The sequence below is a fragment of the Rhodoligotrophos defluvii genome (genome assembly GCF_005281615.1).
Lineage (GTDB): Bacteria > Pseudomonadota > Alphaproteobacteria > Rhizobiales > Im1 > Rhodoligotrophos > Rhodoligotrophos defluvii.
The window spans coordinates 1878466-1904623 of sequence record NZ_SZZM01000001.1 but is presented as its reverse complement, the minus strand read 5'-3'; the positions used below and the strand labels follow the sequence as shown (position 1 = coordinate 1904623).

At 62.8% G+C, this 26158-nt stretch carries 28 protein-coding genes and 1 pseudogene; all 29 read left to right on the top strand.

Annotated elements, in window-relative coordinates:
* Positions 1 to 110: 110 nt before the first annotated feature.
* The 29 genes and pseudogenes from E4P09_RS25890 to E4P09_RS26195 all read left to right on the top strand — a co-directional run bounded on the left by E4P09_RS25890 (position 111) and on the right by E4P09_RS26195 (position 25924).
* Positions 111 to 392, top strand: coding sequence for a hypothetical protein (locus E4P09_RS25890; protein WP_205042050.1), 282 nt, complete (start codon positions 111 to 113; stop codon positions 390 to 392).
* Positions 393 to 404: 12 nt separating this feature from the next.
* Positions 405 to 791, top strand: coding sequence for a phage tail fiber protein (locus tag E4P09_RS09125; protein WP_137389160.1), 387 nt, complete (start codon positions 405 to 407; stop codon positions 789 to 791).
* Between the two features lie 42 nt (positions 792 to 833).
* A complete protein-coding gene (locus E4P09_RS09120; protein ID WP_137389159.1) occupies positions 834 to 1127 on the top strand; it encodes a spike base protein, RCAP_Rcc01079 family in 294 nt (97 codons plus the stop codon).
* Positions 1127 to 1933, top strand: a complete 807-nt coding sequence (locus E4P09_RS09115) for a hypothetical protein (protein ID WP_137389158.1) — start codon at positions 1127 to 1129, stop codon at positions 1931 to 1933. Before E4P09_RS09120 ends, E4P09_RS09115 begins: the two co-directional genes overlap by 1 nt.
* On the top strand, positions 1930 to 3780 hold the full coding sequence (locus tag E4P09_RS09110) for a right-handed parallel beta-helix repeat-containing protein (RefSeq protein ID WP_137389157.1): 1851 nt from the start codon (positions 1930 to 1932) through the stop codon (positions 3778 to 3780). The genes E4P09_RS09115 and E4P09_RS09110 overlap by 4 nt, the downstream gene beginning before the upstream one ends.
* Positions 3777 to 4283: a hypothetical protein gene (locus E4P09_RS09105; protein WP_137389156.1), complete on the top strand. Its 507-nt coding sequence runs from the start codon at positions 3777 to 3779 to the stop codon at positions 4281 to 4283. Before E4P09_RS09110 ends, E4P09_RS09105 begins: the two co-directional genes overlap by 4 nt.
* Positions 4280 to 4588: a DUF1515 family protein gene (locus E4P09_RS09100; protein ID WP_137389155.1), complete on the top strand. Its 309-nt coding sequence runs from the start codon at positions 4280 to 4282 to the stop codon at positions 4586 to 4588. Before E4P09_RS09105 ends, E4P09_RS09100 begins: the two co-directional genes overlap by 4 nt.
* Entirely contained in the window at positions 4585 to 6228 is a 1644-nt protein-coding gene (gene terL / locus E4P09_RS09095; RefSeq protein WP_137389154.1) for a phage terminase large subunit, read from the top strand. The genes E4P09_RS09100 and terL overlap by 4 nt, the downstream gene beginning before the upstream one ends.
* A gap of 178 nt (positions 6229 to 6406) precedes the next feature.
* Positions 6407 to 8497, top strand: coding sequence for a hypothetical protein (locus tag E4P09_RS09090; RefSeq protein ID WP_137389153.1), 2091 nt, complete (start codon positions 6407 to 6409; stop codon positions 8495 to 8497).
* A gap of 86 nt (positions 8498 to 8583) precedes the next feature.
* Positions 8584 to 9582, top strand: a complete 999-nt coding sequence (locus tag E4P09_RS09085) for a hypothetical protein (RefSeq protein ID WP_137389152.1) — start codon at positions 8584 to 8586, stop codon at positions 9580 to 9582.
* A 28-nt stretch (positions 9583 to 9610) separates the two neighbouring features.
* Positions 9611 to 10660, top strand: a complete 1050-nt coding sequence (locus E4P09_RS09080) for a phage major capsid protein (RefSeq protein ID WP_137389151.1) — start codon at positions 9611 to 9613, stop codon at positions 10658 to 10660.
* Positions 10661 to 10673: 13 nt separating this feature from the next.
* Positions 10674 to 11561, top strand: a complete 888-nt coding sequence (locus E4P09_RS09075; protein ID WP_137389150.1) for a hypothetical protein — start codon at positions 10674 to 10676, stop codon at positions 11559 to 11561.
* Positions 11562 to 11623: 62 nt separating this feature from the next.
* A complete protein-coding gene (locus tag E4P09_RS09070; RefSeq protein WP_137389149.1) occupies positions 11624 to 12010 on the top strand; it encodes a hypothetical protein in 387 nt (128 codons plus the stop codon).
* 4 nt (positions 12011 to 12014) lie between these two features.
* A complete protein-coding gene (locus tag E4P09_RS09065; RefSeq protein WP_487392612.1) occupies positions 12015 to 12713 on the top strand; it encodes a phage adaptor protein in 699 nt (232 codons plus the stop codon).
* Positions 12713 to 14794, top strand: coding sequence for a hypothetical protein (locus E4P09_RS09060; RefSeq protein ID WP_137389147.1), 2082 nt, complete (start codon positions 12713 to 12715; stop codon positions 14792 to 14794). Before E4P09_RS09065 ends, E4P09_RS09060 begins: the two co-directional genes overlap by 1 nt.
* On the top strand, positions 14791 to 15261 hold the full coding sequence (locus E4P09_RS09055; RefSeq protein ID WP_137389146.1) for a hypothetical protein: 471 nt from the start codon (positions 14791 to 14793) through the stop codon (positions 15259 to 15261). Before E4P09_RS09060 ends, E4P09_RS09055 begins: the two co-directional genes overlap by 4 nt.
* A gap of 84 nt (positions 15262 to 15345) precedes the next feature.
* Positions 15346 to 15972: a hypothetical protein gene (locus E4P09_RS09050; protein ID WP_137389145.1), complete on the top strand. Its 627-nt coding sequence runs from the start codon at positions 15346 to 15348 to the stop codon at positions 15970 to 15972.
* Positions 15972 to 16184 carry a hypothetical protein gene (locus E4P09_RS09045; RefSeq protein WP_137389144.1) on the top strand — a complete coding sequence of 71 codons (213 nt, stop codon included), beginning with the start codon at positions 15972 to 15974 and terminating at the stop codon, positions 16182 to 16184. Before E4P09_RS09050 ends, E4P09_RS09045 begins: the two co-directional genes overlap by 1 nt.
* Positions 16184 to 16879, top strand: coding sequence for a hypothetical protein (locus E4P09_RS09040; protein WP_137389143.1), 696 nt, complete (start codon positions 16184 to 16186; stop codon positions 16877 to 16879). Before E4P09_RS09045 ends, E4P09_RS09040 begins: the two co-directional genes overlap by 1 nt.
* A 101-nt stretch (positions 16880 to 16980) precedes the next feature.
* Positions 16981 to 17253, top strand: a complete 273-nt coding sequence (locus E4P09_RS09035; protein WP_137389142.1) for a hypothetical protein — start codon at positions 16981 to 16983, stop codon at positions 17251 to 17253.
* Between the two features lie 3 nt (positions 17254 to 17256).
* The gene (locus tag E4P09_RS09030) at positions 17257 to 18672 is read left to right on the top strand and encodes a hypothetical protein (protein ID WP_137389141.1); all 1416 of its coding nucleotides are present in this window, start codon (positions 17257 to 17259) and stop codon (positions 18670 to 18672) included.
* A gap of 53 nt (positions 18673 to 18725) precedes the next feature.
* Positions 18726 to 20867: a hypothetical protein gene (locus E4P09_RS09025; RefSeq protein ID WP_137389140.1), complete on the top strand. Its 2142-nt coding sequence runs from the start codon at positions 18726 to 18728 to the stop codon at positions 20865 to 20867.
* 5 nt (positions 20868 to 20872) lie between these two features.
* A complete protein-coding gene (locus E4P09_RS09020; RefSeq protein WP_137389139.1) occupies positions 20873 to 21499 on the top strand; it encodes a S1C family serine protease in 627 nt (208 codons plus the stop codon).
* A 1-nt stretch (position 21500) separates the two neighbouring features.
* Positions 21501 to 22328 carry a glycoside hydrolase family 19 protein gene (locus E4P09_RS09015; RefSeq protein ID WP_239025072.1) on the top strand — a complete coding sequence of 276 codons (828 nt, stop codon included), beginning with the start codon at positions 21501 to 21503 and terminating at the stop codon, positions 22326 to 22328.
* 3 nt (positions 22329 to 22331) lie between these two features.
* Positions 22332 to 22775 (top strand): 3TM-type holin, encoded by a 444-nt coding sequence (locus E4P09_RS09010; protein ID WP_137389138.1) that lies wholly within the window; start codon positions 22332 to 22334, stop codon positions 22773 to 22775.
* Positions 22772 to 23899 (top strand): metallophosphoesterase family protein, encoded by a 1128-nt coding sequence (locus E4P09_RS09005; RefSeq protein ID WP_137389137.1) that lies wholly within the window; start codon positions 22772 to 22774, stop codon positions 23897 to 23899. Before E4P09_RS09010 ends, E4P09_RS09005 begins: the two co-directional genes overlap by 4 nt.
* Before the next feature lie 294 nt (positions 23900 to 24193).
* On the top strand, positions 24194 to 24739 hold the full coding sequence (locus tag E4P09_RS09000) for a helix-turn-helix transcriptional regulator (protein WP_137389136.1): 546 nt from the start codon (positions 24194 to 24196) through the stop codon (positions 24737 to 24739).
* Positions 24690 to 24875: pseudogene (locus tag E4P09_RS26865) on the top strand (MerR family transcriptional regulator); the annotation flags it as partial. The gene E4P09_RS09000 and the pseudogene E4P09_RS26865, both read left to right, overlap by 50 nt.
* A gap of 14 nt (positions 24876 to 24889) precedes the next feature.
* On the top strand, positions 24890 to 25924 hold the full coding sequence (locus E4P09_RS26195) for a tyrosine-type recombinase/integrase (RefSeq protein WP_137389134.1): 1035 nt from the start codon (positions 24890 to 24892) through the stop codon (positions 25922 to 25924).
* Positions 25925 to 26158 lie beyond the last annotated feature (234 nt).

Below are 26158 nucleotides of genomic sequence, written 5' to 3'. Positions count from 1 at the left end.
GCCTTGGCGGGGCCGGCGGCGCGAATGGCGGCGGCGCAGGCGGTCGGGGCAACAGGTCCAGCTCGATCTATTCCGGCGGCGGTGGCGGTGGCGGTGGCGGCGGCGACGGCGTGAGCGCGAGGCGTGCCGGAGGTGGCGGCGGCGTGGGCGCGACGAGCTCCGGTACGGGGTTGGGCCACGGCGGTGGCGGTGGCGGTGGCGGCGGTACTTTTGCGCTAAACGGCACCAACGCGGTTGTGACGTTCGGTGCGGATGCAGGCGCCGGCGGTCGCAACGACCCCGACTACATCAGCGGCAGGGGCCTGGGTGGCGCGGCTCAGACGGCGTCCAACGCGGCCGGCAGCGCCGGCGCCGCGGGGTACGTGCAGATCATCTATCAAGAGGTTGCTTGAAAGGCGTGAATTATGGCTGCGATTTCTAACTACCTAGGCAACAAGTTCCTAGATCATGCGCTGGGCGTGGCCTCGTACACGATGCCGACGACGGTCTATCTGGCGCTGTATACGACCAACCCGACGGCTGCCAATTCCGGTACGGAAGTGTCCGGCAACGGATATTCCCGCCAGGCGTGCGCGTTCAACGCGGCTTCCGGGCTGACGACGGCGAACACGGCGCAGGAGAATTTCACGGCGTCCGGCGGCGCGTTCGGCACGGTCACCCACTGGGGCATCCTGGACGCGGCCACCACCGGGAACCTCTTGTTTTTCGGCCAATGGACCAACGCGAAGACGATCAACGACGGCGACACCTTCCGGGTCGAGGCCGGCGAGCTCGATATTTCTGTGTCCTGAGTGTCGTAAGTGTCATGATTAGTCGCGAAGGAATGCACGACAATGGCTGATCCGTTTCCCGATAAGACATCCCTGTCGTCCGGCACGGCGCCGATCGGGGCTTATGTGCTCGACGATCACGCAAGTGACACCGTTGACCTCCCGGTGCCGGTTCGGGCCATTCGGGTGGGTGCTGATGGCGATTTCACCGTGACGCACGCGGCCAGCGATGTGCACGAGGTGATCAACGGCAATGAGATCACCTACACGGCGGTCGCCGGCGAAGTGATCCGCGGGCCCATCGTGCGGCTGCACGCGACTGGCCTGACCGCAACGGACCTGGTGGGGTACGTCTGATGGATCTGGGGCTTGGGCTCGGGCTGCGGAGCGATTTCTTTGGCGTGCCGGGGGTGATCGCTGCCTATGACCCGGCAGCGCAGGACTTCTTTGACCGTCTGGAATCACAGCTTTCCCCAGATCAGCGCTCCGCGGTCAATGATTTCATTGTGGGTGGAAAGGCCAGCGGCTGGTGGGCATTGGCTGATGCCATTTGGATCGCAAAGAGCATATTCGCGACCAGCACCGAGACTGTCCTACAGAACATGCGTCAGGACGCTTACAATGCGACCCGGCAAGGGACACTAACGCTGGATGATACGGGATCAACCGGAGACGGCACCACGGGATACTGGAATAGCGGGTTCAACCCTGCGACAGCTGGAGGGAACTTCTCTCAGGATTCATCCAGTTTAGGTGTTTATTCCGCTTCAGACGTCGCCAATGCCAACTATGTGGAACTCGGCAATACGCACAATTCAATCGGTGCCCGGAACGGAAACAACAAGGTGGGCGCCCGATCTTCCGCCTCTACAACTGACCAATCGGTTGCAGGTTCCCCCGGCACAGGTGTGATCTCCACCAACCGCGCCGATTCGACAGGATTCGCGGTTTACATCGACGGTGCTCAACTGGCGACCTTCACGCGGGCATCTATATCTCCCGCCAGTCTCAATCTCTACCTGGGCGCGCGCAACAATAAGGGGGTGGCTGGAAACTTCTCCGCTCGCACGCTTCGGGCCTGGTGGGTGGGGGCTGCGCTTTCGGAGCCGCAGATCACGAGTAGGGATGCGGCTTTTGCTGCTCTCTGGGCGGGGTTGGCATGACAGCGCCCATTCCCGTAACTGCTTTTGGGGCGCGGGGTGACGGAAGCGTGGACGCCTCTTCGGCTCTTACAGCTGCCATAGCGGCAGCCAAGGCGCGGGGTGTGGGCGTCTCCATCCCCGATGGGACGTTCTTGATCAATTCTACTGTTAGACCCTTGCCAGACGTCCCGATCTGTGGCTCTGCCCAGGGTCGCTCGGTTTTGAAACTTGGCGCGGATAATATCGAGCTGTTCGGGCGCCACAGTCTGGGTAGGTCAGGCACGTTCATTTTGCGCGATGTCACTCTGCACGGCTATGCAGACCGGAATTCGACTCTTGGCAGTCACAAACTACTGAATTGCGGGCCTTTTGATGTTTGCATCCTCGACGGGGTGTCCGCTCTTTACTCACGAAACATGAGCTTGGCGCCGCTGGCGACGTCCTCGTTCGTGGTCAACTGCGATATACGCAAGTCTCTCCGCGACGCGATCAATACCACAGGGGCCACGCACCATAAGATTATCGGAAATCACATCGAGGAATGCGGTGATGATGCGATTGCGGTTCACCTGGCCTCGTCCACAACCGGCGTTAACGACACCAGCGTTGTTATAACGAACAACGTTATCAGAAAATCATTTGGCATTAAAGTGCTCGGCGCCAGAAACGCTGTTATCTCAAATAATGGCACGCGTTTCGCTTATGGATATGCCATTTTCATCGGTCTGGATACAAATTTTTCGGAAGGTTTGGTCGCGAAATTTGCGGTAGTGATCAACGGGAATTCCATACTAGATACGCTCCGGACCACTGATGTAGGAAGTGTGGGAACTTTTGGGGCCATCTATATCAATGGCAGGGAGTCGCTGGGCTCGGGCGGCAGCGCCATAACGACTTACATAGATGATTACGACGGTTCTGCATGGGTGAAGCCGGAGCCATATGTGAACGTGGTGGGCCCCAACGCGCCACGCGGGGCTAATAAAGGCATCGTCATATCTTCCAACAGCATCATGCAAACCATTGGAGGGCAAACCAATTTTTCCGATTATGGCTTCGGCAGCCTTTGGAACGACACAGGGGTGATCGATCCGGAGATATCGAGCCTGATTTATGCAATACACGGCATCCGCGCTGCATCGGCGGATTTCAACGGTCTTACGATTGCAGGCAACCAGGCATATGGCGTGGCTAGTATGTTCAGCCTTGGGGGCAACGTCCGCAGCTTTAAAAACGTGCTTATCTCTGGGAATACAGCGCAGAGGTGTTCTAACGGTGTGGTCTTGAACCCGAGCGCGCCCGTCTTGAACGCCACTTACGCGGTGCGGGGGAATTTCTTTGATATCGATCCGCTGCATGAGAATGCGGCTCGCAACTCCAACGGGGGTTGGTCCGCCACGTCGGGCTCTGACGGTTTTGGTGTTTACGCGACGGGTATGGCTCGCGGTGCGATCGAGGGGAACTCCTTTCAGCAGTGCCGAAGGCCAGTGCGCCTAGCTGCTTTGAGCGGATCTGGCTCTATCGCGGCCGTGAGGGGAAACCATTATTACTGGGATTGGTCTTCTGGAAACAAGGGTATCGCGCTTATTGAGCAGGAGTTTGGGAACTTCAGCCATTGGATTGATTGCGATCCCGATAGCGAGACGCGGGGGCAGGGTTCCGCGACGCCTGACGGCGGAGACTTGTTGTCCGCTAGCGCCATGCCTTCCAGTGGGTATTTTCGCGCCGGCCATTTCGTCGAGAACACGGCCCTTTCGATTTCGAGCGGCTCGTTGCTTCGGGGATGGCTGCGGCTGACGAATGGAAACGCCCACGTGGAGGGGACGGATTGGGCGCCTATCTACAATTCGGCTGAGGTACCCGCATGACCATCGCCACAGTCTACAGCGCCGCTGACGTAGCCCTCCGAACCGGCGAGACGCTTGATTTCGCCTATCCGGCCGGCACGACCGCAGACTCGTTCGTGCAGGAGGGGTCGAAGGCTTTCGCCCGCGGGACCCAAGTGCTTCTCTCGCAAGACGCGGGCGATTACAGCTTGGCTTTCCAAGAGAGCAAGATCGTCTTCACCTACAACAAGTCGACGCCGTTGCCGCCGAACACGATGGTCGCCCTGCAGCTTACTTACGCGAGCGGTCTGGACGGCGGGGGTGGTGGCTCGGCCACCCCGCTCACCTTCGACACAGTCGCCCAGATGAAGCAGCGCACTGAAGGCTGGGAAGGGATCGCTCAGCTCTTTGGCTACAACGGCGTCAACGACGGAGGTGGCGGTCCGATCTACTGGGACGCGGAATCCGAAGAGGAAGCTGACGACGGACTCGTCTTCATGCTGAACAACTGGACTGGCCCCGGCCGAGCCAAGAGGTTGCTATGACCTCCCAGCTCGATGACATCTCTTCGGCGATCGGTGAGCTGCGCACCGACGTGCGCCATCTGCTCAAAGCAATCGACCAGAACGAGCAGCGCGCCGCCGTCAGCCGGCAGGTGCTGCACGAGAAGGTCGAAAAGCTTGACGAGCGCTTTCGCGTGGCGGAAGCGCACGCCCGCGAGGTGCCGGAGATCAAGGTCAAAGTCGAGCGGCTCTATGCGCGTCAGCACTGGGAGCGGGGTGTCATTTTCAGCTTGGCCATGATTGGCGGCCTGGCCGCCGACTGGCTGCGGCGGAAGCTCGGCGGATGATGGACGAGGCCAAGAAAAAGGAACTGCTCAAGCTCTACAAGGTGAAGCTCGCCTATGTGGAGGCGCGGGATAGCCTTGAGAAGTTCATGCATGTCATGTGGCCGGACGAGGAGGCGCCGGACGACTTCTCGATCTCGGGCTATCAGCCGGTGGCGCACGCCAGGCTCCTCTGTGAGCTGATCGAAGCGGTCGAGCGCGGCGACAAGAAGCGCGTCGCCGTTTCCATCCCGCCACAACACGGCAAAACCAAGCACCTGTCGATCTTCGGGCCGGCCTGGATCTGGGGCCGCAACCCGCGCGCCAAGATCATCGTGGCCACCTACAATGAAATTCGCGCGGCCGAGCTGGGCGAAGAGTTTCGCCGGGAGATCCAGACCGAGCGCTACCGCTCCGTGTTTCCGGCCGTCGAGCTCTCGACCGGGTCGCAGTCCAAGACCGCCATGGGCAACACCATGGGCGGGAAGATCTCGTTCGTCGGCACCGGTGGCACGGTGACCGGCCGAACGGCCGATTACTTCATCATTGACGACCCGATGAAGGATGACGAGGAGCTGCAGAACGACAACTTCCGTGAAAAGATGTGGAAGTGGTTCTATTCGGTCGCCTTCTCCCGCGGCAGCAAGCGGACCAGGATCATCGTTCTGCATACCCGCTGGCACGCCGACGATTTGATCGGCCGGCTGTGCGATCCTTCGCACCCCGATAGGCACAAACGGTTCAACGGCATCGCCGATGACTGGCTGTACCTGAACATTTCAGGCGTGGTCGAGGACCCGAAGCTTGCTGCCGCCCTGGGCCTCGAGCTGAAGCGACACAATGAGATCGACCACCCGAAGGTGTTCCGTGCCTTCGGCGACAAACCGATCGCCGCGCTCTGGGAGGCGGACAAGGATCTCGAGTTCTTCGCGCAGTGGAAGCTGGGCGAGCCGCGGACGTTCTCCGCTCTCGTCATGGGTCAGCCGACGATCGAGGACGGAGAGTTCTTCCAGGCCGATTGGCTCGAAGAATATGACCGGGAGGACCTGCCGAAGGACCTCCGCAAATACGGCGCGTCCGACCACGCGGTGAGCGAGAAGCAGGAGCGTGATCCGAACGTGCTTGGCTGCGTTGGCATTGACTCCGATGACAACATCTGGGTGCTCCCCGACCTGGTCTGGGAGCGCATGCAAACCGATCGGGTCGTCGAGGAGCTCTTGGTTCAGTTCCGGCTGCACCGGCCGTTGCTGTGGTGGATGGAGAACGAGCTCATCTCGAAGTCGTTCGGGCCGTTCCTCAAGAAGCGGATGATCGAGACGCGAACCTACGTGACGATCGACCCGGTGACGCCAGCGAAAGACAAGCGGGTGCGCGCCCGGGCGATTCAGGGCCGCATGTCGATGAAGAAGGTGAAGTTCCCGCGGTTCGCGCCATGGTGGCCGCAGGCTCGCTCGGAGCTGCTGCAGTTCCCATATGGAGCGCATGACGACTTCGTCGATTGGCTCGCGCATATCGGGCAGGGGCTCCTGAAGGAAATTGGCGCGCCCAAGGTGTCCGAAATGTCAGATAATGTCATAAGGGTTGGGTCGGTCGAATGGACACTCCGTGCGGCTAGGCGCCGAGCGCAGCAGGAGCAGCGCAAGCGCGCGAATGAGGGCTGGTGATGGACGATCCACGTAAAGCGCGAACGCTGGATGAAGCGGCCTCAAACGGGGACGGCACCTACGACGGCGCCCGGGCACTCTCTTGGCTCTCGGAAGCTTTGCATCCTGGGAGGGGCATTAGCGAGGCTGAAGTCCGGAAGATGTGGCAGGACGCCAAGGACCGCAAAGGGCTGAAGTGATGGACGAGTACGATTATTCCGACGATCCGAGCACGACCTCGGGCGAGGATAGCAGCCAGCCCGTCGGCCTGGAAACGGACGTCGCTGTCGCCCCCGGCCGGGCCAAGCTGGTCAAGCGGTGGTTGAAAGACATCAACGACTCGCGGAAGCATCACGAGGCGGCGTTCAAGCGCATGAAGAAGTGCCAGCAGTTGGCGACCTTCGGCGCCGATGAAAAATGGTGTGCGGATGAGGAGCGCTACACCGTGCCGATCCTCAACCGGCACATCAACCAGGTGGTCGCGAACCTCTACGCTAAGAACCCGACCGCGGTCGTGAAGCGCAAGCGGCGGCTTATGTTCCAGATCTGGGACGGCCGGGCCGAAACGCTGATCCTGGCGCTGCAGAACGCTGCCATGGGCGACATCCAGTCGGCCATGGTCGTGCAGGAGGTAGAAGCCGTCGTTCAGTACAAGCGTATGCTCGACAAGCTGTCGAAGACGCTTGAGCTGCTCTGGGATTATTACACCAGCGAGCAGGCGTTCGACTTCAAGAAACAGCTCAAGGCGCTGGTGCGACGGACGAAGGTCAATGGCGTGGGCTATATCAAAATGGCCTACCAGCGCCTCCTGGAGCCGCGGCCAGAGATCGCTGCTCAGATCAGTGATGTCACGTCTCAGATCACGACCATACAGTGTCTGATGAACGAAGCGAATTCCGGCGAGTTCGACTCGGAATCGGCTCGTTTGGAGGAGCTGCGCTTGCTTCTGAAGACGCTGGAGTCCGAGGGGCAGGTCATCACGCGGGAAGGCCCCGTGTTTGATTTCCCGCGGTCCGAGGAAATCATTGTCGACAAGCGTTGCCGGCACCTGAAGACGCTGGCGGGTGCGCAGTGGATCGCGCACGAGTTCGAGATGACCCCCGAAGAGATCAAGGAGGTCTACAAGGTCGACGTTCGCAAGAGCTACACGAAGTACTCTGACGATCCGTCTGGGTCGCAGATGGCGTTCGAGTTTGTGGAGCAGCAAGAGACAAAGCCAAACTGCGCTCGGGTCTATGAGGTGCAGGACAAGAAGCGCGGGCAGGTGTTCACCGTCTGCGAGGGCTACCCCGACTTTTTGAAGGAGCCGGCTGCTCCTGATATCAAGCTGGAGCGTTTTTTCACGGTGTTCCCGCTCGTGTTCAACGAGTGCGAGAACGAGAAGGAGATCTACCCGCCGTCGGATGTGTGGCAGGCGCGGCACGTGCAGGCCGAGTACAACCGCTCGCGGGAAGGGCTGCGCGAACACCGGCTCGCAGCGCGGCCCTACTACGTGGCGTCACACGGCAAGCTCGAAGAGGAAGACAAGAAGCGGCTTGCCGGGCACGCGGCGCACGAGATCATCGAGGTCAACGCGCTCGCCCAAGGCGAAACGATCGACAAGGTGCTCCAGGCCGGGCCCACCGCGCCGATCGACCCGAACCTCTACGAGGTGGAGAGCCTGTTCGTCGACATGCTGCGCACTGTGGGCGCCCAGGAGGCCAATCTGGGCGAACCGGGGGATTCCACGGCCACGGCGTCGTCGATCGCCGAGAACAGCCGTCTGGCGTCCATGTCCGACAATGTCGATGACCTTGACGATTTCCTGACCGATCTGGCCAAGGCCCTGGGCCATGTCATGCTGCAGGAGCTCGATCGTGAGACGGTGATCGAGATCGCGGGCCCGGGCGCCGTGTGGCCGACTACGCCGCTTTCCCGCGAAGAGGTCGCGAAGGATCTGCTGCTTGAGATCAAGGCCGGGTCTTCCGGTCGGCCGAACCAGGCGGTCGAGCTCGCGAACATGGAGCGCGGGATGCCGTTCCTGACCATGCTGCCGGGCGTGACACCGACGCCGATCGCGCGCAAGTATCTGACCTTGCTCGATATTGACGTCGAGGATGCGATCACGGAAGGGCTGCCGTCCATCGTTGCCATGAACCAGATGGCGGGTCGGAGCGCCCAGGCCGGTGGCGATCCGCAACGTGATCCAAACCAGCAGGGCGGCCGGGGCGGGCAGAATACGCCGTCAACCCAAATGGATGAGCCTCAGCCGCAACCTGCGTTCCCGGCGCCGCAACCACAAATGGCTTGACTTTGATGTCTTATATGTCGCAAAGTGTCATGAAATTGCGTCGCGACGTGTATAGACACGAAGGCCGCAATCAGGAGACGTAATCCGTGTCGTCTACGGACTTTGAAGATACCGGCACGCCGGTCGATCAGGACGTAACCGAATCCGCCGCAACTTCGTCCAGTGCGGAACCAGCAGGCGAAAAGACCACCCTCGACCTCGTTCAGGAGGCCCTCGGTGGCAAGGAGGCATCGCCGGCCTCGGAAACTGGGGAAGATCAACCCGAGGCCAAAGCTCAAGAGGGCGGAGCCGATCCCAAGGAAGGCGAGTCTGAGGACACGCTGACCGAAGAGGAAAAGCGGACACTCTCGCAGCGAAGCCGAAACCGATTCCACCGTCTGGTCGAGACGAAGAAGGCCCTCGAGGGGCAACTCTCGGAGGTTAAACCGAAGGCAGAGAACTTCGATCGCTTTGTCAACTACCTCCAAAGCAATGATTTGTCGGCGGAGGACGTTGAGAACACCCTCGGCATCGCAGCGATGATCAAGAAGGGTGACGCGGCCGGGGCCTACCAGAAGGTTCTTCCGATCTTCCAGAAGCTTGCGCAGGCTGTTGGCGCGGTTCTGCCGCCCCAATACCAAGAGCGGGTGCGGCTGGGTCATTTGAGTGAGCAGGACGCGCGGCAGCTGGTGCAAACCGAAGCCACGGCCAGGCTCAGTCAATACCAGCTTCAGAGGCACCAGCAGATGGCGCAAGCCCAAGCCGAGCGGCAGCAGCTCGAGCGGCTTACGGCGGAAGTGGTCAGCGCAGGCGATAGCTGGGCTCAAACCAAGGCGCAGAGCGACCCCGACTGGAGTTTGAGGAAGGACCTCGTCGTCGAACTCATCGGCGCGGAACTCCGCCAACGCGGTGTGCCCCCCACGGCCCAGGACGTCTATGCCCTCTGCGAGGAAGTGGACAAACGGGTTCGAGAGCGGCTCAAACCGTTTGCGGCGCCTAAGCGCGAAATGAGGCCGGTGACGGGTGTTGGTTCCTCGCCCCGTTCAACGCCCGAGCCGAAGAACACACTGGACGTGTTGAATAATACGCTCGCAGGGATTCGTTGAGCGGGTTGTCCTGTAGGACACCGCGAAGATGCCGTTCACGACCGCTGAATTCGAGAGCATGGCGAACGCCACGCTCGACTTCCACTTTAAGAAAGGGAACATCCTCTCCCAGGCCATCCAGGAAAAGCCCCTCCTCCGGGCCATGATGGCCAAGTCTAAGCCCTTCCCGGGTGGCAAGGAGAGGATCACTCGCCGGGTGAAAGGCGAGTACACCACGACCATTCAGGGTTTCGAGTACGACGACCAGGTCGAGTACCAGAACCCGGCCAACATCCGCGTGGCGAGCTATCCGTGGAAGCTGATCCACGCCGGCATTTCGTTCACGATGCACGAGCTCCTGCACAACGGGATCAGCATCGTTGATACGAACACCGGCCGGAACGCAACCACGCACAGCGATGCAGAAGTCATCCAGCTGGCCAACATCCTCGACGACAAGCTCGAGGACATGGCGGAGGGCATGGCCCGCGGCATGAACGACATGTTCTGGCGCGACGGCACGCAGAACGCCAAGCTGGTTCCGGGCATCCAGTCCTTCGTTCTGGAGAACCCGGCCTCGGCCACTGTGGTCGGTGGCATCGACCAGGCGTCCAACACCTGGTGGCGCAACCGGGCGCAGATCGGTCTGAACGTAGGCTCGGACCCCTCGGCTCAGGTGCTCGTCAAGCAGCTGTCGAAGGAATGGCGTCAGCTTCGTCGGTATGGCGGCAAGCCCAATCTGGCGCTGGCCGGCTCCGACTTCCTTGACCAGCTCGAGGCTGAGATGCGCGCCAAGGGTTTCTACACCCAGACCGGCTGGGCAAAGGAAGGCGGCACGATCGATGTGTCTGCGGCCGATCCGTCGTTCAAGGGCCTGCGGTTCGAGTACGACCCGACCCTCGATGACATGGGCAAGGCTAAGTACGCCTATCTGCTCGACCTTCGCAACATCTACCCGATGCACATCGACGGCGAAAACATGAAGTCGCATTTCCCCGCGCGGCCGGAGAACAAGTACGTGTTCTACCGCGCCAAGACCTGGGTCGGCGGCCTCGTGTGCGACAAGCGCAACAGCCATCTCGTGATCTCGATCGCTTAAGGAGAACCGACCCATGCCTAGCATCTATCGTATCGATGGGACGCTCTCCGCGAACGTCGCGACCAACGGGACGTTCACGCTGGGGTACCCCCAGGGAACCAACTCCGGGACGTTCCGCGGCGGCTACGGGCACCAGCTGTGGGCCGGCGGCCTGCAGCGCATGCTCTACGCTCCGCAGGACTTCACGGTGGCGTTCGGGGCTTCCAATATCACTGTGACCTACAAGGGCGTGACCACCCTTCCGGCGAGCTCGGCAGTCCAGCTCCAGGTCGATGTCCTCGGTGAAGGGGACATCAGCACGTATACCGGCGGTGCGCATAACATCCTGTTCGGCACGCTGCTTCGTATCGACCTCGGTGCGCCGGCCACGGCCGATGCTGACGGGGTGTGCGCCTCCCAGGCGATCACTGCGGCCGGCAGCGGCGACATCAACGGCGCCCTGGCGGCCGGTGGTGTGGCTACCTTCGATGTGCCCCGGAACGTGGTCGCTGCTTGGACCAACACGGCCGTCATGACCGTGACGGGCACGGACGAGTACGGCGAGACGCTCGTCGAATCGTCCGCTTCCGGCACCTCGATGACCGGCAAGAAGGCGTTCAAGACGGTCACTTCGGTGAGGGTCAGCGCGGACGTGACCGGCGCAACGGTCGGCACCGGTGACGTCTTCGGGCTGCCGGTGTTCCTGCCGGAAGTCGGCTTCGTGCTCCGCGAGCTCGAAGATGGCGGCGTGCCGACGGCGGGCACCGTGGTGGCTGGCGCGACGGCCGCTGCTACGGCGACCACGGGCGATGTGCGCGGCACCTTCGATCCAAACTCGGCGGCCAACGGCTCTCGGGCCTTCTCGCTGCTCGCCTTCATCCCTGACCCGAGCTACCGCGGCGTCGTGCAGTACGCCGGCTGACACTGATCTGGTGGGCGGGGGGATTTCCCCGCCCGCTCCCAACCACCTGCAAGGGTAAGAACATGCAGACATATTCATGCAAGGTCCGCCTCCACAACGATCTCTACAATGAAGTCCGCAAGTACAGCATCTCCGCAGCGGAGGTGATGGTCCTCAAGTACATCCATGGCGGCGAGGACTCCGTTGTTGACATCGTTCCAGACGGCAAGATCGACCGCACAGACCGGGAAGAGCGCGATCACCTGCGCCAGACCTATAGCTTCGCTCCGGAAGGCAGCCTTACAGGTGACCGGATCGACATCGTCTCGCGGCTCTTCGGCCCCGACACGCTGCCCCTGCCGAAGCAGCTCGAGGGTATCGAGCACCCGGATGTGGTGACCGAGGTGCCGCAAAAGCGCGTCCGCAGGACCGAACCGGCCGAGGCTTCCGTCGAGCTCCTGGATCAGTGATAGAATGCCTGTCGGGACCCAATTCCTCGAGTTGGTCCAGCAGCTGCGGGCTGAGCTTCGCAGGTCCACAGATGTGTCTGTTGGTGTCGCCGACGTCGACAACCTGAAGCAGACGCTCAACCGCAACTATCTCGATCTCTATCTTGAGTACGACTGGCCTCACCTGCGCATGGTCTTCGACAAGATCCCTCTGCAGGCAGGTGAGCGCTTCTACGATCTCCCCGACGGTCTCAACCTCGATCGTGTCGAGGAGGTCGTCGTCTGGTACAGCGGGCTCTCGCACCCGCTGATCCGCGGCATTGATTTCGCTGATTACAACGGCTTCGACAGCCAGCTCGATTACCGATCGGAGCCAGCCCTCAAATGGGACGCCCGGTGGACCGGGACGAAGACCCAGGTCGAGATCTGGCCGGTGCCCTACAGCAACGACCAGACGATCCAGTTCAAGGGCTTCGTGAACGCCCCGCGGCTCGTCAACGATGAGGATGTGTGCTTACTCGATGACAATCTCGTGGTGCTGTTCTCGGCGCACGAGCTCTTGCAGGGCCAGAAGGGCGCCGACGCCGAGACCAAGCTGGCCAAGGCGCGCGAACGGCTCAACCGGTTGAAGGGCCGGTCGCAAGGGGGCAGCGAGAAGCGCCGCCTGGGCCTGGGCCCCGTCGCTCGCTATGTCTCAGGGCGCGCCATCGTCCGGGTGCGCTGATGCCGTACCTGGACATCCTCGACTTCAAATACGGGATGGACCGGCGGCGCCCACGCGAAGTGGGTGTCCCGGGCACGCTCTGGCTCCTCCGCAACGCCCACATCACCCGCGGGGGTGACATCGAGCGCGTCAAGAAGTTCGTGGAGCGCTACACTCTGCCGGCCGGGACACATGGCCTCGCCCAGGTGCGCGGCCAGCTCTATGCATTCGGGTCGGCCAACCTGGCCGCGTCGATGCCCTTGGGCGTCCTCTACCAGCGCCTCCAGGCTCCGTCCGGCTCGCCGAGCATGACCCGGGTGCTCGATGTTGCGACCTTCGACGGCAAGTTCTACGTCATCGCGGAGTTCAGCGATGGCAACATTTACCACTTCTTCGACGGCAGCAATGTCGCCGCCTGGCAGACGCTCGCGTCTACGAACGCCACCCGGGAAGTGCTGGCCGACTTCCTCGCTACGCTGATCGACCGGGACGCCGCTGTGAGCGCGACCGCGGCCGGTTCGATGATCACGATAACGGCCGTCACGCCCGGGACGTCCTACACCATCAGCGCGTCGACGGTCCAAGGCGGCGGGGATACCAGCCAAGGTATCACCCTCACCCAGATTCAGGCGAACGTCCCCGAGGTCGAGGAGGTGCTTTCGACAGGCAGCGTCGAGATCGTGGCCGGGTCCCGCAACCCTGGCATTAACACGATCTCTTCGGTCACGGTCGAGGGCGTCGAGCTGCTCAGCCAGCCGGTCGACATGCTTGACGATCACCAAGCCGCCGCGCTCGCGCTTGCGATCGAGATCAACAACGGAACGCTGACCCACGGCTACACCGCGACAGCTGCGGGTGACACCGTTACGATCGCGGCCGAGGTCGGCACCGGGTCCGCGCCGAACGGCTATGTCGTGGGGATCGCGGTCACCGGTGACGTCGTCGCGGCCACGACCAACTTCTCCGGCGGCGTCGATGCGGTCGCGCCGGTGGCGCAGGTCTACACCGCTACCTTGACTGGCTCGTTCAACGCGGCCGACATCTACCGGATCACGATCAACGGGACGGTGTACGCGGCCAGCGGCAGCGCCGCGGGCATGGGCTCCTATGCCTTCACCTACAAGCAGCGCATGTATTCCGTCGCCGTCAGCAATCTGCATTATTCGAAGCTCGAAGACCCGACTGATTGGCAGGACGATGGGAGCACACCGGAAACCGACGGCGGCTTCGTCAACATGGCCAATGAGAGCGAGGGCTCCGGCCGGCTGGTCGGCCTCGTCCAGTACAACGACAAGGTCGCCATCTTCTCGGCCGATCACGTCCGCATCTACACGCTCAGCCAAGCTGTCTCGCAGTTCGCGTTCGTTCAATCGCTCGACAACACAGGCACGATCGCGCCGCAGTCGCTGCTGGCTTATGGCAACAACGACGTCTTCTACCTGGACTCGACAGGCATCCGTTCGCTCCGGGCCCGCGACAGCTCGAACGCGGCTTATGTCAGCGATATCGGCTCGGTGATCGATCCCTACATCCAGGGGATTCGGGCCGAGATCGGCGAGCAGCAGGTGTCCCGGGCCATCGCGATCATGGAGCCGGTGGACGGCCGCTACTGGCTGGCCCTCGGCCCTTACGTGATCGTCCTCTCCAACTTTCCCGGCGCGAAGATCACAGCTTGGAGCGTCATCGAGCCGGGTTTCGTCATCTCGGATCTTGTCCGTGTCAAGAACCGGGTCTACGCGCGTTCGGGCGACACGATCTACCTCTATGGCGGTGAGAGCGGCAACGAGTACCCGGAGGATGACGAGCAGATCGTCACTGCTGAAACCGCCTTCCTGGACGCCAGGTCGCCGGCCACTCACAAGGCGCTCAACGGCATCGACCTGTCCTGTACCAACGTCTGGAGCATGGATATCCTCGTCGACCCCGCCGACGAGACCAAGATCATCAACGCCGGCCGGGTTGGCGGCTCGACCTTTGTCAAGCAGCGGATTGCTTTGATCGGTGATACCCCTTTGTTCGCGCTGCGCTTTGTCTGTCGGGCAGCCGGGTACGCGCGGCTCTCGCGGAACGCCATCCACTACGACCCCACGGAGGCAGGATGATCCGGTACAAGAAGGCCACCTTGGCCGACGTGGCGGCCGTCCTGAATAACTGCTCCGAGATCACCGCGCAGGAGATGGAGGAGATCGGTATCTCGGGTTGGAAAATGCTGGCGCTGCTGCGCAAGAATGGCCTCGATCACGCCGAGGCAGCGTTCGACGGGCGCGGGCCGCTCTACATCTTCAACCACAGCCGCACCCGGATCTCCACCGTCCGCAGTACGACGTTTCTCGCGACGAAGCGTTATTTCGACCTCGGCCCGCGCGGCGTTTTCGTGGCTCGCCAGCACCTTGCCAATATCACGCGCGACTGGCCCGGCGTGATCTTCGAATCTCGCACGCTTTCGCGCCATAAAGATGTGGCCCGCTGGTTCAAGGCCCTGGGCTTCTCACCTATGCCCGGCGTGTCCAATCCGTCTCTATTCGTCTATCAGAACAGTCAAAAATGTCGTGTGACAGAGCCCCATTGATTTGGTATTGTGCCTGCAGCAGTCGCACGTCCGGTCTCGCTGCGCCGGGACAACACGTTCTCAAGTAGAGCCTGAGCAATGTGTATGGGCGGCAGCGATAAGGCGTCGAAGGAGGCCAAAAAGGCCCGTAAGGCCGCGGAACAGGCCGAGATCGAACGTCAGCAGAAGATCAAGGAGGGCCAGGCCCTCATCGACCAAGCGTTCGGCGGCTTTGACGACAGTTTCTTCAACAACTACCTGAACACCTACACGGGGTACTATTTCCCGGAGCTCGACAGCCAGTTCACGAGCGCGCAGGACCAGCTGATGGCGGCTCTCGCCGGCCGGGGCATGATGACGTCCTCCTACGGCGCAACCAAGACTGGCGATCTCCTCGAAGAGTACAACAAGCAGAAAACCCAGATCGCAAACCAGGCGCAGGACGCGGCCAACCAGCTCCGCGGTCAGATCGAGGACTCGAAGAGCAACCTCTATGCCTTGAACCAGAGCTCTGCGGACCCAGCGGCCATCAACGCCCGGGCTCTCGCCGAAGCGACTGCGATCAAGGCGCCCACCGCCTTCACGCCCCTGGGTCAGGTTTTCGCGAGCGTGTTGCAACCGTTCACCGGCTACATGCAAGCCGCGCAGAACTCGCCGGGCGCCGCTTACCGGTCGTCTTACGGCGGGACCGGCCCCGTGTACGGGTCAGGATCAGGCAGGGTGGTCAGCTGATGTGCCAAGAGGTCTTTGACATTCTCGCCCAGGTGCCGGAAACGCCGCCGGAGGGTGGCTGGAAGAAGCATCCGGCCGGCGCGCCGCGCGCCCCATTCCAGCAGCCGATGCTTGGCCAGCCTGGGCCGATGCCGCTGCGGCGCCCCGGGGCGCCCCTTCAGCCGCCGCAGATCGGGCCTATGTTCCCGCCCCACTTCTTCGGGGGCCGCTGATGTGCACCGGGCTTGAAATCCTGGCGCTGGTAGGGCTGGGGATGGGCGGCGCGGGCGGCCTTATCCAGCACAACGAGGCGCAGGCCAACCAGGCCGCCCAGGCGCGCGCCATGAACGAGCAGCTGTTCGCGATGCTCGACAAGAACCGGCGGCTCTCCGAGGAGGCGCGCCTGGAGTTCGACGAGCAGCTCGGGAACTTCGATCCGGCCCAGGTTGGCCAGAATCTCGGGGAGGCCCAGGGTGAGCGTACCGCGAACCTGCAGAGCGCGATCACCCGCGACCTGTCGGGGCCGGCCAACATCGCGCTCATGGGCGATGTGCCGGAGATCGTGAAGCAGGCGTTCGCCGACCAGACGAGCCGGGCCGTCGCTAATTCCTCGGCCAACGCCAACGCGCTTGGCGCGCTCAGCGGCTACAACGACCTCATGCTCGACAATCAGCTGGGCATCACGGGCGCCGCGCGGAACATCGGCCAGATCGGCAACTTCGCGCAGAGCAACGCCGCGATGCTGCCGGCCCTCCAGCAGTATGCCGCCCTGGAGGCGACCAAACCGCCGTCGATCTGGGGCCAGATCTTCTCCGGGATGGGCAACGCTGCGGCAACGTTCGCCGGTGCTAAAGGCGGGCTCCCCATGGGCGGCTACAACAGTCCGGCTCCGAGCGGACCGATGAACATCATCCCTAAGGGGTATTAGACATGGACCAGAACCTACCCCCGACTACTCCCCCTGCCGACGGTGCCCAGCGCGTTCAGCGGCCAGCGATCCGGCCGTTTGATCGCCTGAATATGGCCAGGATGTCGGAAAAGCTGCCGGGCATGCCGATTATCGGCAACGGCAGCCTCTTTCCTCAGATGCCTGGTGGAGAGGGCGGCGCTGGCGGCATGTTCCCGGGAATCCTGGGGAGCATTCTCAGCGGCATCACCAGCGACCCACGGCTTGCCGACGCGCAGGGGCGTATCATCGAGCGCCTCCAGGCTGCGCTTTCCCGGCCAGGCGGCCGGTTGGCGCCGACCGACACGCAGCAGCCGCCGGCGGACGGTGGGTCAGGCAACATTCTCCAGGGGTGATCGGTGCCGCGCGTCATCGGGCCATCGCAGTCAGGACCTTCTCTCGGGCAGGTCATCGCGGATATCGCGCAGTCCACGTGGGGCGATACGCTGACGCCTGCGCTGAAGCGGGAGAAGCTGTACGGCATGCAACGGGAGAATGTCGAGACCGAGAACGCCATGCGGATGCTGGCGGCTCCAAACACCGATGTTAACTCGTTAATCGCTGCGGGTTTTGGCGCGGGCATAGACCAGACCGATCTCGCAGCGGCGGTCATGACCAAGTTTGCACATCAGTTCGGAGCTAAGGACCCCCGAGTGACGAATGCCTGGGTAGGTGCTGGTAAGCCCTACGGCCAGTCGCCTATGGGGTTCGGCGAATATATGGCCAACCAGCGCAACATGCTCGGCATGCGGCTGGCCGAGGACCGCTACCAGTTCAACAACACCCCTGTCGAGGCGCTCGTCGGCGGTCAGCCCGCATTCGTACCCCGGGCCGGCGCGTTCGCCGGAGGCGTGGCGCCGATCCTCTCCGAAGCGGAGCAGCGGGGCACCTTGCTGGGCCAGAATTTCGACAACCTGGACGCGCTTAGCCCGGCCCAGCAGGAAGTGCTTGGCGCGGACGTGAACGACCCGTCCGCCACCTATCAGCAGTACTATGACCTGGCTACGAACGTCGGAATGCCGGCGGAGCAGGCGAGCGAGTTCGCGCTGTCCCAGGCCGCCAAGCGCGGCAAGGGCATGAGCGTTACGGCACCGGACGGCACCACCATCGAGATGGGCGGCGTTCCGGGGCTAGAGCGCCCTGTCCGAAGCGCGCTGCAAAAACAGGACATCTCCAACCAGAAGTTCAAGGGGCTGGTTGAGTACACCAAGAACCTGCTGAACGAGGGTGGGGCCCAGAACGTCGGCATTACGGGCCGGCTCAAAGGAATGGCCCAGGATGTGGGCCAGCTCGCGGACAACCTCGCGGCCGGCATGGGCTACAACGGCGCTCAGGAGGCCGTCGGCGCGATGGCCCGGCAAGCGTCCGCGCAAGGTGTCTCGCCGCAGACGATCCGCAACTTGTTCACGTTCGACCCGAACCTTCCGAAGATCCAGACCGCGTACCAGATGCTCGTGTTCTCGGGCGCCGAGGCGCTCGCCGGGCAGGAAGGCCGTTCGGTTACGGACCGGGACATTCAGCGCTTCCAGGCGGCTCTCGGTAACCCGGGTGACATCTTCGCGAATCCGGCGAGCCTCGGCGCGAAGCTCGACGCGGCCATGGACATCCTGGGCCTCAATCAGCGCGTCACCGACCAATACCTCGGCCGCGGTCCAGCTGGAGCGGGCGCACCGCCCCCGCCAGCCGCCGCTCCAGCAGCGCGGCCCAGGGCCGTGAACCCACAGACGGGTGAAGTCCTCGAATTTGACGGTACGCAATGGGTCCCGGCTCAGTAATCCCGCCGCCTCCGCCTGGCTTCGTCCTCGAAGGGACGGGCGCGGCCGGCGCTGTGCCGCCACCGCCTCCCGGGTTTGTCCTGCAGCAGTCGGCCCCGCCGGCCGCCGCTGACGTCGCCGAAGTCCGCTGGGCGACGCCCACCGCCCCCGAACCCGCGCCGCTTCAGCTCGGGGCCCAGGCCGTCGGCCGCGGCGTGGCTGACCTGATCGGGCTCCCGGTCGACCTCATGACCGGCGCCATGAATGCCGGCATTAGCGGGGCGAACCTCTTCGGGGCCGACATCCCGCAGATCACCGAGCCGGTCGGCGGCTCCGACTGGATCGCGAACACCGTCGGCAGCGGCGTGGAAGCATTGGGCGCCGACTTGATCGACCCTGAGCAGCTGGGCCTCGGCGAGCGCATCCTTTACGAGGCGTCCCGCTTCGGAACTGGCGCCCTTGGTGGGGCCGGCGGGCTCGCCAGGCGCGCGGCCTCCGGGCTCCGGCCGGCTGAGACGGCAATTGGCCAGATGATCGAACGCTACGCCGCGCCCTACGCCGGCGGCGCGAGCCGGCCGGTGATCGGCGACACCGCCGCCGGGCTTGGCTCCGGCGCGGCCGTCGGCGCTTACGAGGGTTCCGACCTCGACGATACCTTCGGCCCGCTGGGCACTGTTGGTGCGGCCGTGCTGGGCGGCATCGGCGGATCGACCTTGGCCGATGTGCCGGGGACGATGCGCCGTGGTGCGGAGGCCGCTCGTGGGTTCACGACCGACACCTCCGTCCCGCGCCAGAGCATCGAGGACCCCACCGTTTCCCGTCGCGTCGCTGATCACGCTGCGAGCTTCGTGCAGGGCCGAGCCACAGACCCAGAAGCCGCCGCGCAGCGTTTCGGCCAGCGCCTCAACGACGCGCGGGCCTACGGCGAGCCGGTACCTTCGGCCGACATCGGCAGCGATGACATAGGATTGATAGCGCTTGGCCGTGGCGCCCGGCACAAAGATTCCGTTCGATTCCAAGAAGCGGATGAACGGCTGGCCAACGCCGCTCAAGCCAATGTTGTGGGTCTCAAAGACCCGGCCGCCGATCAAAGCGCCGCCACCCGGTTCGCCCAGGATCGGCCCAAGCAAATCGCCAGTGAGCGGGACGCCGCCGCGCTGCCGCTTCTCCAGCAGGCGGAGGCCCGCGGCGCTGTCGTCGACGCAGCGCCGATCGCGCAGCTCATCGAGCAGAAGCTGGCCACGGCCAAACGGCCGCCGGTTCGCGCCGCGCTGACTGAAGCGCGCCGGATGCTCAACAAGGTTGGGTCGGATGAGCTCGACAACACCGTGGCCGGGCTCTATGAGGCCCGCAAGGCGATCAACGATGTGATCGAAGGCCGGGGCGAGAACCCCACCGGCCGCTTTGCCCAGAAGGAGCTGATCGAGGTCCGCAAGGCGCTTGACGAAGCGATCAGCGCCGGCGCGCCGGAGTTCAGGGACTACCTCGACAAGTTCCGCTCCGGCAGCGAGCCGCTCGACATCTTCAGTGACAGCGCGACCGTCGCCAGGCTGCTCGAGGACGACCCGCGGAACGTGGCCAAGCGGATCTTCGGCGGCGATACCTACGGCACCGAGAAGCAGCTCGAGGAGATCAACAAGGTCCTCGGAAGCGACCCGGACGCCAAGCGCGCCTGGAAGGCGGCGGTGTCCGAGGTTCTGGCCGACAAGGTGACTGGCACGAACACGGCGCTCACCGGCGGGGCCCCGGACGGCCCGGTCTCGATCGCCAAGCTGCAGAAGGTGTTCAAGCAGCACGAGAAGGCGCTGGCCGAGGTTTACAGCCCGGCCGAGATGAACGCGCTGCGCCGGGCCCACAAGATGCTCGAGCCGCTCGGCAACCTGCGCCGCACGGCTGTGGCGGGTTCGCCCACTGAAGAGAACCGGCAAATCGCCAACAGCTTTGAGGCGGCCATTCTGTTTTACACGAACGACGCGATCAAAACCGGCATGATCATGAAGCGAATTAAGACGATGATGAACCTGCTGCCGGCTACGCGAGATCTAACTTTAGAATCGAAGATCGGCAAGCTCGTCAACCGGATGTGGTTCGACCCCGAGCTGTTCCAGCACCTCCTCACGCGGCCGGTGGCCGAGATGGAGAAGCCGAGCTGGAACGCCAAACTCAATAGGCTCCTGGCGGTTGGCGCCGGGGCGCGAGAGACCTCAGAGGAGTAGGTCAGATGAGGACGGAACGGCTTACGCTTGCCCAGGGTGTCGCATTTGTCGTGGTCCTTGTCGTGCTCCTTGGACTCGGCTCCTTCGTCGCTACGCCCGCCAAAGGCGGCCTCGCGGGCTCCACTGTCAAGATTGTCCTGCCGACAGGCAACGGCTCCGGGGTGCATATCGGAAGCGGCCGCATCCTGACCGCGGCCCATGTCACGAAGCTGGCCCCTGACGGGAAGCTAAAGGTGGCCACAGATGACGGGCGCATCCTCGACGGCGAGGTCCTCTGGCAAAGCGAAGTTTACGACGTCGCGCTCGTCCGGGTCGAAGCGCCCGAGAGCGTCGCGGCCTCCGATCTAAGCTGCCGCACGCCCGCCGTTGGTGAATCGTTCACGGCCAAGGGCAGCCCACTGGGCCAGGATTTCATTTCGACCTGGGGCCGAGTTTCGGCGCCTGTGCGGACCATTGGCCCGTGGAAAGAGGGCGTGCTCATGGATCTGAGCATCGCCCCGGGCTCCAGCGGCGGCCCGGTCTTCGACAGTGCGCAGCATGTCATTGGGATTGTGGTTGGCATGTTCCGGCCACAGCCGGGGTTCGGCGTCATTGTCCCGGGCTCCACCGTTTGCGCTCTCCTAGCGAGGTAAGATGTCGATCAATCGAGAAGCTTTCTTCGCCTACGCTCGGCGAGCGCCCTTCGGCGGCCGGCTGACACAGCAGCAGGTTGACGGCCTCAACACGATCCTGGACCACTGGGAAGATTGGCCGAAAGCCCAAGATGTTCGTTGGCTGGCCAACATGTTAGCCCAGGCGTTTCACGAAACGGCCGGCACGATGCAGCCGATCTATGAGCGCGGCCAGCGCGCATACTTCAACAAGTATGAGCCCGGCACCACGATCGGTCAAAACCTCGGCAATACTGTCCAAGGGGACGGCTACCGCTTCCGCGGGCGCGGGCTCATCCAGATCACAGGCCGCGCCAATTACCGCAAACTCTCGCGCGTGGTTGGCGCCGATCTGATCGCCAACCCCGATGCGGCGCTCAAACCGGAAATCTCCGTCCGGATCATGTTCGAGGGCATGGCGCAGGGGCTGTTCACAGGCAAGAAGCTGATCGAGTACTTCAGCCACGCTAAGGACGATCCAGTGGGCGCCCGGCGCATCGTCAACGGCACCGACAAGGCGAAGTTGATCGCCGGCTACCACAAGAATTTTCTCGACGCGCTCGAGGCTGCTGAATCCAAGATTCTGCCGCCAGACGTGAAGCCCGATCAAGCCAAGCCGGACGGCCAGAATCTCGCGAAGGACAAGACGCTGTGGAGCGCCATCGCTGGGGCGCTGGCCTCGTTCGGGGCGGGACTCTTCGGTGCCATCAACAACCCCTACGCGCTAGGGGCGTTCGGGATCACGGCGATCGTAGCGCTCGTCCTGGCCATCTACTTCCGCCGTGAAATCAAAGCGAAATTCGGAGGCTGATTGATGATCGGCATTAGCACGATCCTGGGCTGGCTGACAGGGGACCTGCTCGGCCAGCTTATCCAGCCGGTCAAGGACGTCATCCTGAAGTTTCAAGACCGGAAGATCACCGAGGCCGAGCTCGACGCAGAGATCCGCAAGGCGCTGCTCTCGACCTTCGCTGAGGTCGCCAAGACACAAGGCGATGTGATCATCGCCGAGGCGAAGGGCGAGAGCTGGCTGCAACGGAACTGGCGGCCAATGGTGGGCTGCTCACTCGCCTTCGTCCCTCTCTTCTATGGCGTGATCACCCCGGTAGCGGTCGACTGGCTGGGCATGCCGCCGGTCAGGGTTGGAGATCCGCTCCTCAAAGATATCGTCGATCTCGTGGCGCTTTGCCTGGGGGGCTACATCGCCGGCAGAAGCCTCGAAAAGATGGTCGGCACGATCACATCTAGGAAAAAATGAGCACACCCCCGCTGCCTGATGAGCTGCTGATCGAAGCCGTCCAGGTTCGTAATCAGCACCCTACCCTGCGCGCCGCTGCGGAGGCCCTGGGGATCTCCTGGAACGCGATGAACAACCGCCTGCTGCGTGCGGCGCAGCGCGGCCTCGACGGCTCCGTGCCGGAGCCGGTGCCGATCGGCCAGAAGATCAAGGGGCTATCGACGCTCTACGGGCCCAACGGCGACGTTCTGATGCAATGGGTCAAGACGAGCACCGACCAGAGCGCGCAGCAGTTCCTCGAGGCGATCGAGGGGGCGTTCGAGCGCTACCGCGGCCACGCCGCGCTGCCGCCGGCGCCCCAGCACGTGAACGCCGACCTCGCAACCGTCTACAACATCGCCGACCACCACCTGGGCCTCTACGCCTGGGCCGAGGAGGCTGGCGAGGATTACGACCTGGAGATCGGCGAGCGCGCGCTCAAGAACGCGATGTCCGATCTTGTGGCCCATACCCCGGCATCAGAGACCGCGCTCGTCTTGAACCTGGGCGACTTCTTCCACAGCGACACGAACGAGAACCGGACGGCCCGGAGTGGCAACGCGCTGGACGTCGACACCCGCTACGCTAAGGTGCTCCAGGTCGGCGTCGAGCTCATGATCGAATGCATCGAACTCGCGCTCCAGAAGCACGCGAAGGTGATCGTGCGGTGCCTGCCAGGGAACCACGACCCGCACACCGCGCTCACCCTCTCGGTCGCGCTCGCGGCGTTCTTCCACAACAACGAACGCGTTCACGTCGATCGCGACCCGTCAAAGTTTTTCTGGTGGCGCTTCGGCAAAGTGTTCATCGGCGCGACCCACGGCGACATGGTCAAGCCGGATGAGATGCCCGGAGTGATGGCCTCGTTCATGCCGAAGGACTGGGGCGAGAGCGTCTACCGCTACGCCTATTTCGGGCACGTCCACCACAAGAGCAAAGGCGGCGGGGAGAAGCACGGCGTGGTCTGGGAAACCTTTCAGAGTCTGTCCGCGAAGGACGCCTGGCACCGGGCTTCCGGATACGCATCGGGCCGCTCCATGGTCGCGATCACACACCACCGAGACAAGGGCGAAGTTTTCCGGCATACAGTTTGCGCCCGCACCTAGAGTTTCATTTTGACACAGTTTCCTCACAAATTCGTGTATAACTCCCTTCGATTCGCGCTTTTGGTCGAGTTTCCGGACCTGATTTGGCACGCTCATGTCGATTGAGCGCGACGCTGGCAGGCGCGTCAGGTGCGACATTTTCGACACCCGCTTGCCGGATTCGGAACCTTTAAGCAACTGTATAAAAAGCGACTTTTCGTAAACATCACACACGGTGATGTTGACAAACCCGACAAATGTCCTATTTTGTCGCGAATTGGAGCTTGACGCTCCGGACGACGGAGGACAATGTTGATGTCGAAGAAATCGGATATCGCGACCCAGAAGGAGCCTGCCAGCGGCCCGCCCGCTACCCCGAATGAGCGCGCTAGCGAAAGCCGCCAACTGCAAGAGAACCGTGCGCTCCGGGCCTTCGCACACCGGCTCACCGAGAAGGTTGCGGCGAAGGGATGGACCCAGGCGGAGTTTGCCCGGCGGCTGTCCCTCCAGATGGGGCGCGAGATCGATCGGCGTTCGGTGAACGGCTACTTCCTGGGCAAGCACCGCCCGAGCCATAACATGATGGCCGGGATCGCGAAGGTGCTCAACCAGGACATCGATCAGCTGTACCCGGGCTATCTCGAGGTGCCGGGAGAGGTTCAAAGCATGCTGGGCGTCGAGCCCAGGCTGGAGTTCGTCGACAAGGGCGGCGGCAAGGCGACGCTCAACATCCGCCAAGAGGTGAGCCTCTCGGCCGCGTTGAAGGTCATACACATCATCACGGAAGAGCTTGAGAAGGACGAGCGGGCGGATGACGGTTCAGCGAAAACCTCGGCAGGACGACGCCGCCCGCACAACTAGCCACTATCTCACAATAGGCGAGTTCGCCAAAAAGTGCGGCTTAAGCCGCCGAACGATCCAACGATACATCCATATGCGACTGCTCGAGCCGGCGTTCTACACGCTGGGCGGTCACGCACGATTCTCGGTCAAACAGGTGGGGGAGTTCACATGCCGGAGGCAACGAGCGACCTTCCGTGGGTCAACAAGCGAGGCGACACCTACTACGTCTTCTGGTACGACGAGAAGGCCCAGCGCACGGAGCGCAAGACCCTCGGGACGAAAGACGCGGCGGAAGCGCGGCGCAAATACGCGGAGTTCCTCGTCGGCGAACCTGTTACGGGATCTCCTTCTGGGCTGACCGTCTCGGAGGCCCTGGACGACTACCTGAAGGAGCACGTCCGGGTGAAGTGCGTCGCCTCCGAGCGGAGGGAAGTTGCGATCCGGCACCTCAAGGAATTCTTCAAGACCACGCCTCTTGCTCAAGTCGATATCCTCCTATCCCGGCGCTACGTGCAAGCCCGACTGAACGGCGAGACGTCCGGAAGCGGCCGGCTGATCCCTCGCAAAGTGACGAAGCTCTCGACGGTCCGGTACGAGCTCACCACGCTCATATCCGCGGCCCGGCACGCCTGTGAGTGGAAGCGGATCACCCAGCTCGAGATCCCAAAGATCGAGCTCCCAGAAGTCGACACCGCCGAGCGCCCTTTCCTCACCGAGGACGAGGTCCAGATGCTGCTCCTGTCCACCTCGGGCTGGCTCCACGATTGGATCATGATCGCCTACTACACCGGCGCCCGGAAGGAGAGCGTCTCGCAGCTCAAGAAGAGCCAGATCGATCGGGTGCTCGGCCGAATCAATTTGCAGCCCTACGGCCGTAAGAAGACGAACAAGCGTAAGCCGGTCGTTCCGATCTTCCCGGAGATCGCCGATATCATCGACCGGCGGATGAAGGACACCCCGGGCGATTATCTGTTCGAGCAGCCCTGCAATGTGTACGGCCCCTTCAAGCGCGCTTGCGAGGCCCTGGGTCTGCACGGCAGATCGAACCCCCACATCCTGCGGCACAGCCGCGCAACCAATCTATTGCACCAAGGCGAATCGCTCTTCATGGTGGCGAAATTGCTCGGCGATCGATCCGAAACGATCGACGTCACTTACGGGCACGCGAGCCCAGAACATATCCAGTTCAAGAGCGTCACGTAGGTTCGAGAGTTGGCGTGTAAACCTCACTCGTTGTCAGTATTTGTCTACAAATGTCAACAAGACTAAATCACCTAAAACCGCAGAATTCCGCCATTCTAGGCTGCGCAGGCGTTATGACGCATTGTCGTCAGAGGACAATGATCCGGCAACAGCCTATGAAGGAAAGCTGTTCTTCGTGAGGCAGGCTCACGTTGCTCGGGGCCGCAGCCGTCCCCGTTGCATTTGTCCAGACGG

Excerpts from the sequence above, each read along its gene's own strand:
- E4P09_RS09065 (WP_487392612.1), top strand. The coding sequence starts at position 12,015 with ATGCCTGTCGGGACCCAATTCCTCGAGTTGGTCCAGCAGCTGCGGGCT.
- E4P09_RS26195 (WP_137389134.1), top strand. The coding sequence starts at position 24,890 with ATGCCGGAGGCAACGAGCGACCTTCCGTGGGTCAACAAGCGAGGCGAC.
- E4P09_RS09055 (WP_137389146.1), top strand. The coding sequence starts at position 14,791 with ATGATCCGGTACAAGAAGGCCACCTTGGCCGACGTGGCGGCCGTCCTG.
- E4P09_RS09005 (WP_137389137.1), top strand. The coding sequence starts at position 22,772 with ATGAGCACACCCCCGCTGCCTGATGAGCTGCTGATCGAAGCCGTCCAG.
- E4P09_RS09020 (WP_137389139.1), top strand. The coding sequence starts at position 20,873 with ATGAGGACGGAACGGCTTACGCTTGCCCAGGGTGTCGCATTTGTCGTG.
- E4P09_RS09035 (WP_137389142.1), top strand. The coding sequence starts at position 16,981 with ATGTCGGAAAAGCTGCCGGGCATGCCGATTATCGGCAACGGCAGCCTC.
- E4P09_RS09090 (WP_137389153.1), top strand. The coding sequence starts at position 6,407 with ATGGACGAGTACGATTATTCCGACGATCCGAGCACGACCTCGGGCGAG.
- E4P09_RS09010 (WP_137389138.1), top strand. The coding sequence starts at position 22,332 with ATGATCGGCATTAGCACGATCCTGGGCTGGCTGACAGGGGACCTGCTC.
- E4P09_RS09080 (WP_137389151.1), top strand. The coding sequence starts at position 9,611 with ATGCCGTTCACGACCGCTGAATTCGAGAGCATGGCGAACGCCACGCTC.
- terL (WP_137389154.1), top strand. The coding sequence starts at position 4,585 with ATGATGGACGAGGCCAAGAAAAAGGAACTGCTCAAGCTCTACAAGGTG.
- E4P09_RS09115 (WP_137389158.1), top strand. The coding sequence starts at position 1,127 with ATGGATCTGGGGCTTGGGCTCGGGCTGCGGAGCGATTTCTTTGGCGTG.
- E4P09_RS09000 (WP_137389136.1), top strand. The coding sequence starts at position 24,194 with ATGTCGAAGAAATCGGATATCGCGACCCAGAAGGAGCCTGCCAGCGGC.
- E4P09_RS09120 (WP_137389159.1), top strand. The coding sequence starts at position 834 with ATGGCTGATCCGTTTCCCGATAAGACATCCCTGTCGTCCGGCACGGCG.
- E4P09_RS09100 (WP_137389155.1), top strand. The coding sequence starts at position 4,280 with ATGACCTCCCAGCTCGATGACATCTCTTCGGCGATCGGTGAGCTGCGC.
- E4P09_RS09110 (WP_137389157.1), top strand. The coding sequence starts at position 1,930 with ATGACAGCGCCCATTCCCGTAACTGCTTTTGGGGCGCGGGGTGACGGA.
- E4P09_RS09075 (WP_137389150.1), top strand. The coding sequence starts at position 10,674 with ATGCCTAGCATCTATCGTATCGATGGGACGCTCTCCGCGAACGTCGCG.
- E4P09_RS09040 (WP_137389143.1), top strand. The coding sequence starts at position 16,184 with ATGTGCACCGGGCTTGAAATCCTGGCGCTGGTAGGGCTGGGGATGGGC.
- E4P09_RS09125 (WP_137389160.1), top strand. The coding sequence starts at position 405 with ATGGCTGCGATTTCTAACTACCTAGGCAACAAGTTCCTAGATCATGCG.
- E4P09_RS09105 (WP_137389156.1), top strand. The coding sequence starts at position 3,777 with ATGACCATCGCCACAGTCTACAGCGCCGCTGACGTAGCCCTCCGAACC.
- E4P09_RS09060 (WP_137389147.1), top strand. The coding sequence starts at position 12,713 with ATGCCGTACCTGGACATCCTCGACTTCAAATACGGGATGGACCGGCGG.
- E4P09_RS09070 (WP_137389149.1), top strand. The coding sequence starts at position 11,624 with ATGCAGACATATTCATGCAAGGTCCGCCTCCACAACGATCTCTACAAT.
- E4P09_RS09045 (WP_137389144.1), top strand. The coding sequence starts at position 15,972 with ATGTGCCAAGAGGTCTTTGACATTCTCGCCCAGGTGCCGGAAACGCCG.
- E4P09_RS09050 (WP_137389145.1), top strand. The coding sequence starts at position 15,346 with ATGGGCGGCAGCGATAAGGCGTCGAAGGAGGCCAAAAAGGCCCGTAAG.
- E4P09_RS09015 (WP_239025072.1), top strand. The coding sequence starts at position 21,501 with ATGTCGATCAATCGAGAAGCTTTCTTCGCCTACGCTCGGCGAGCGCCC.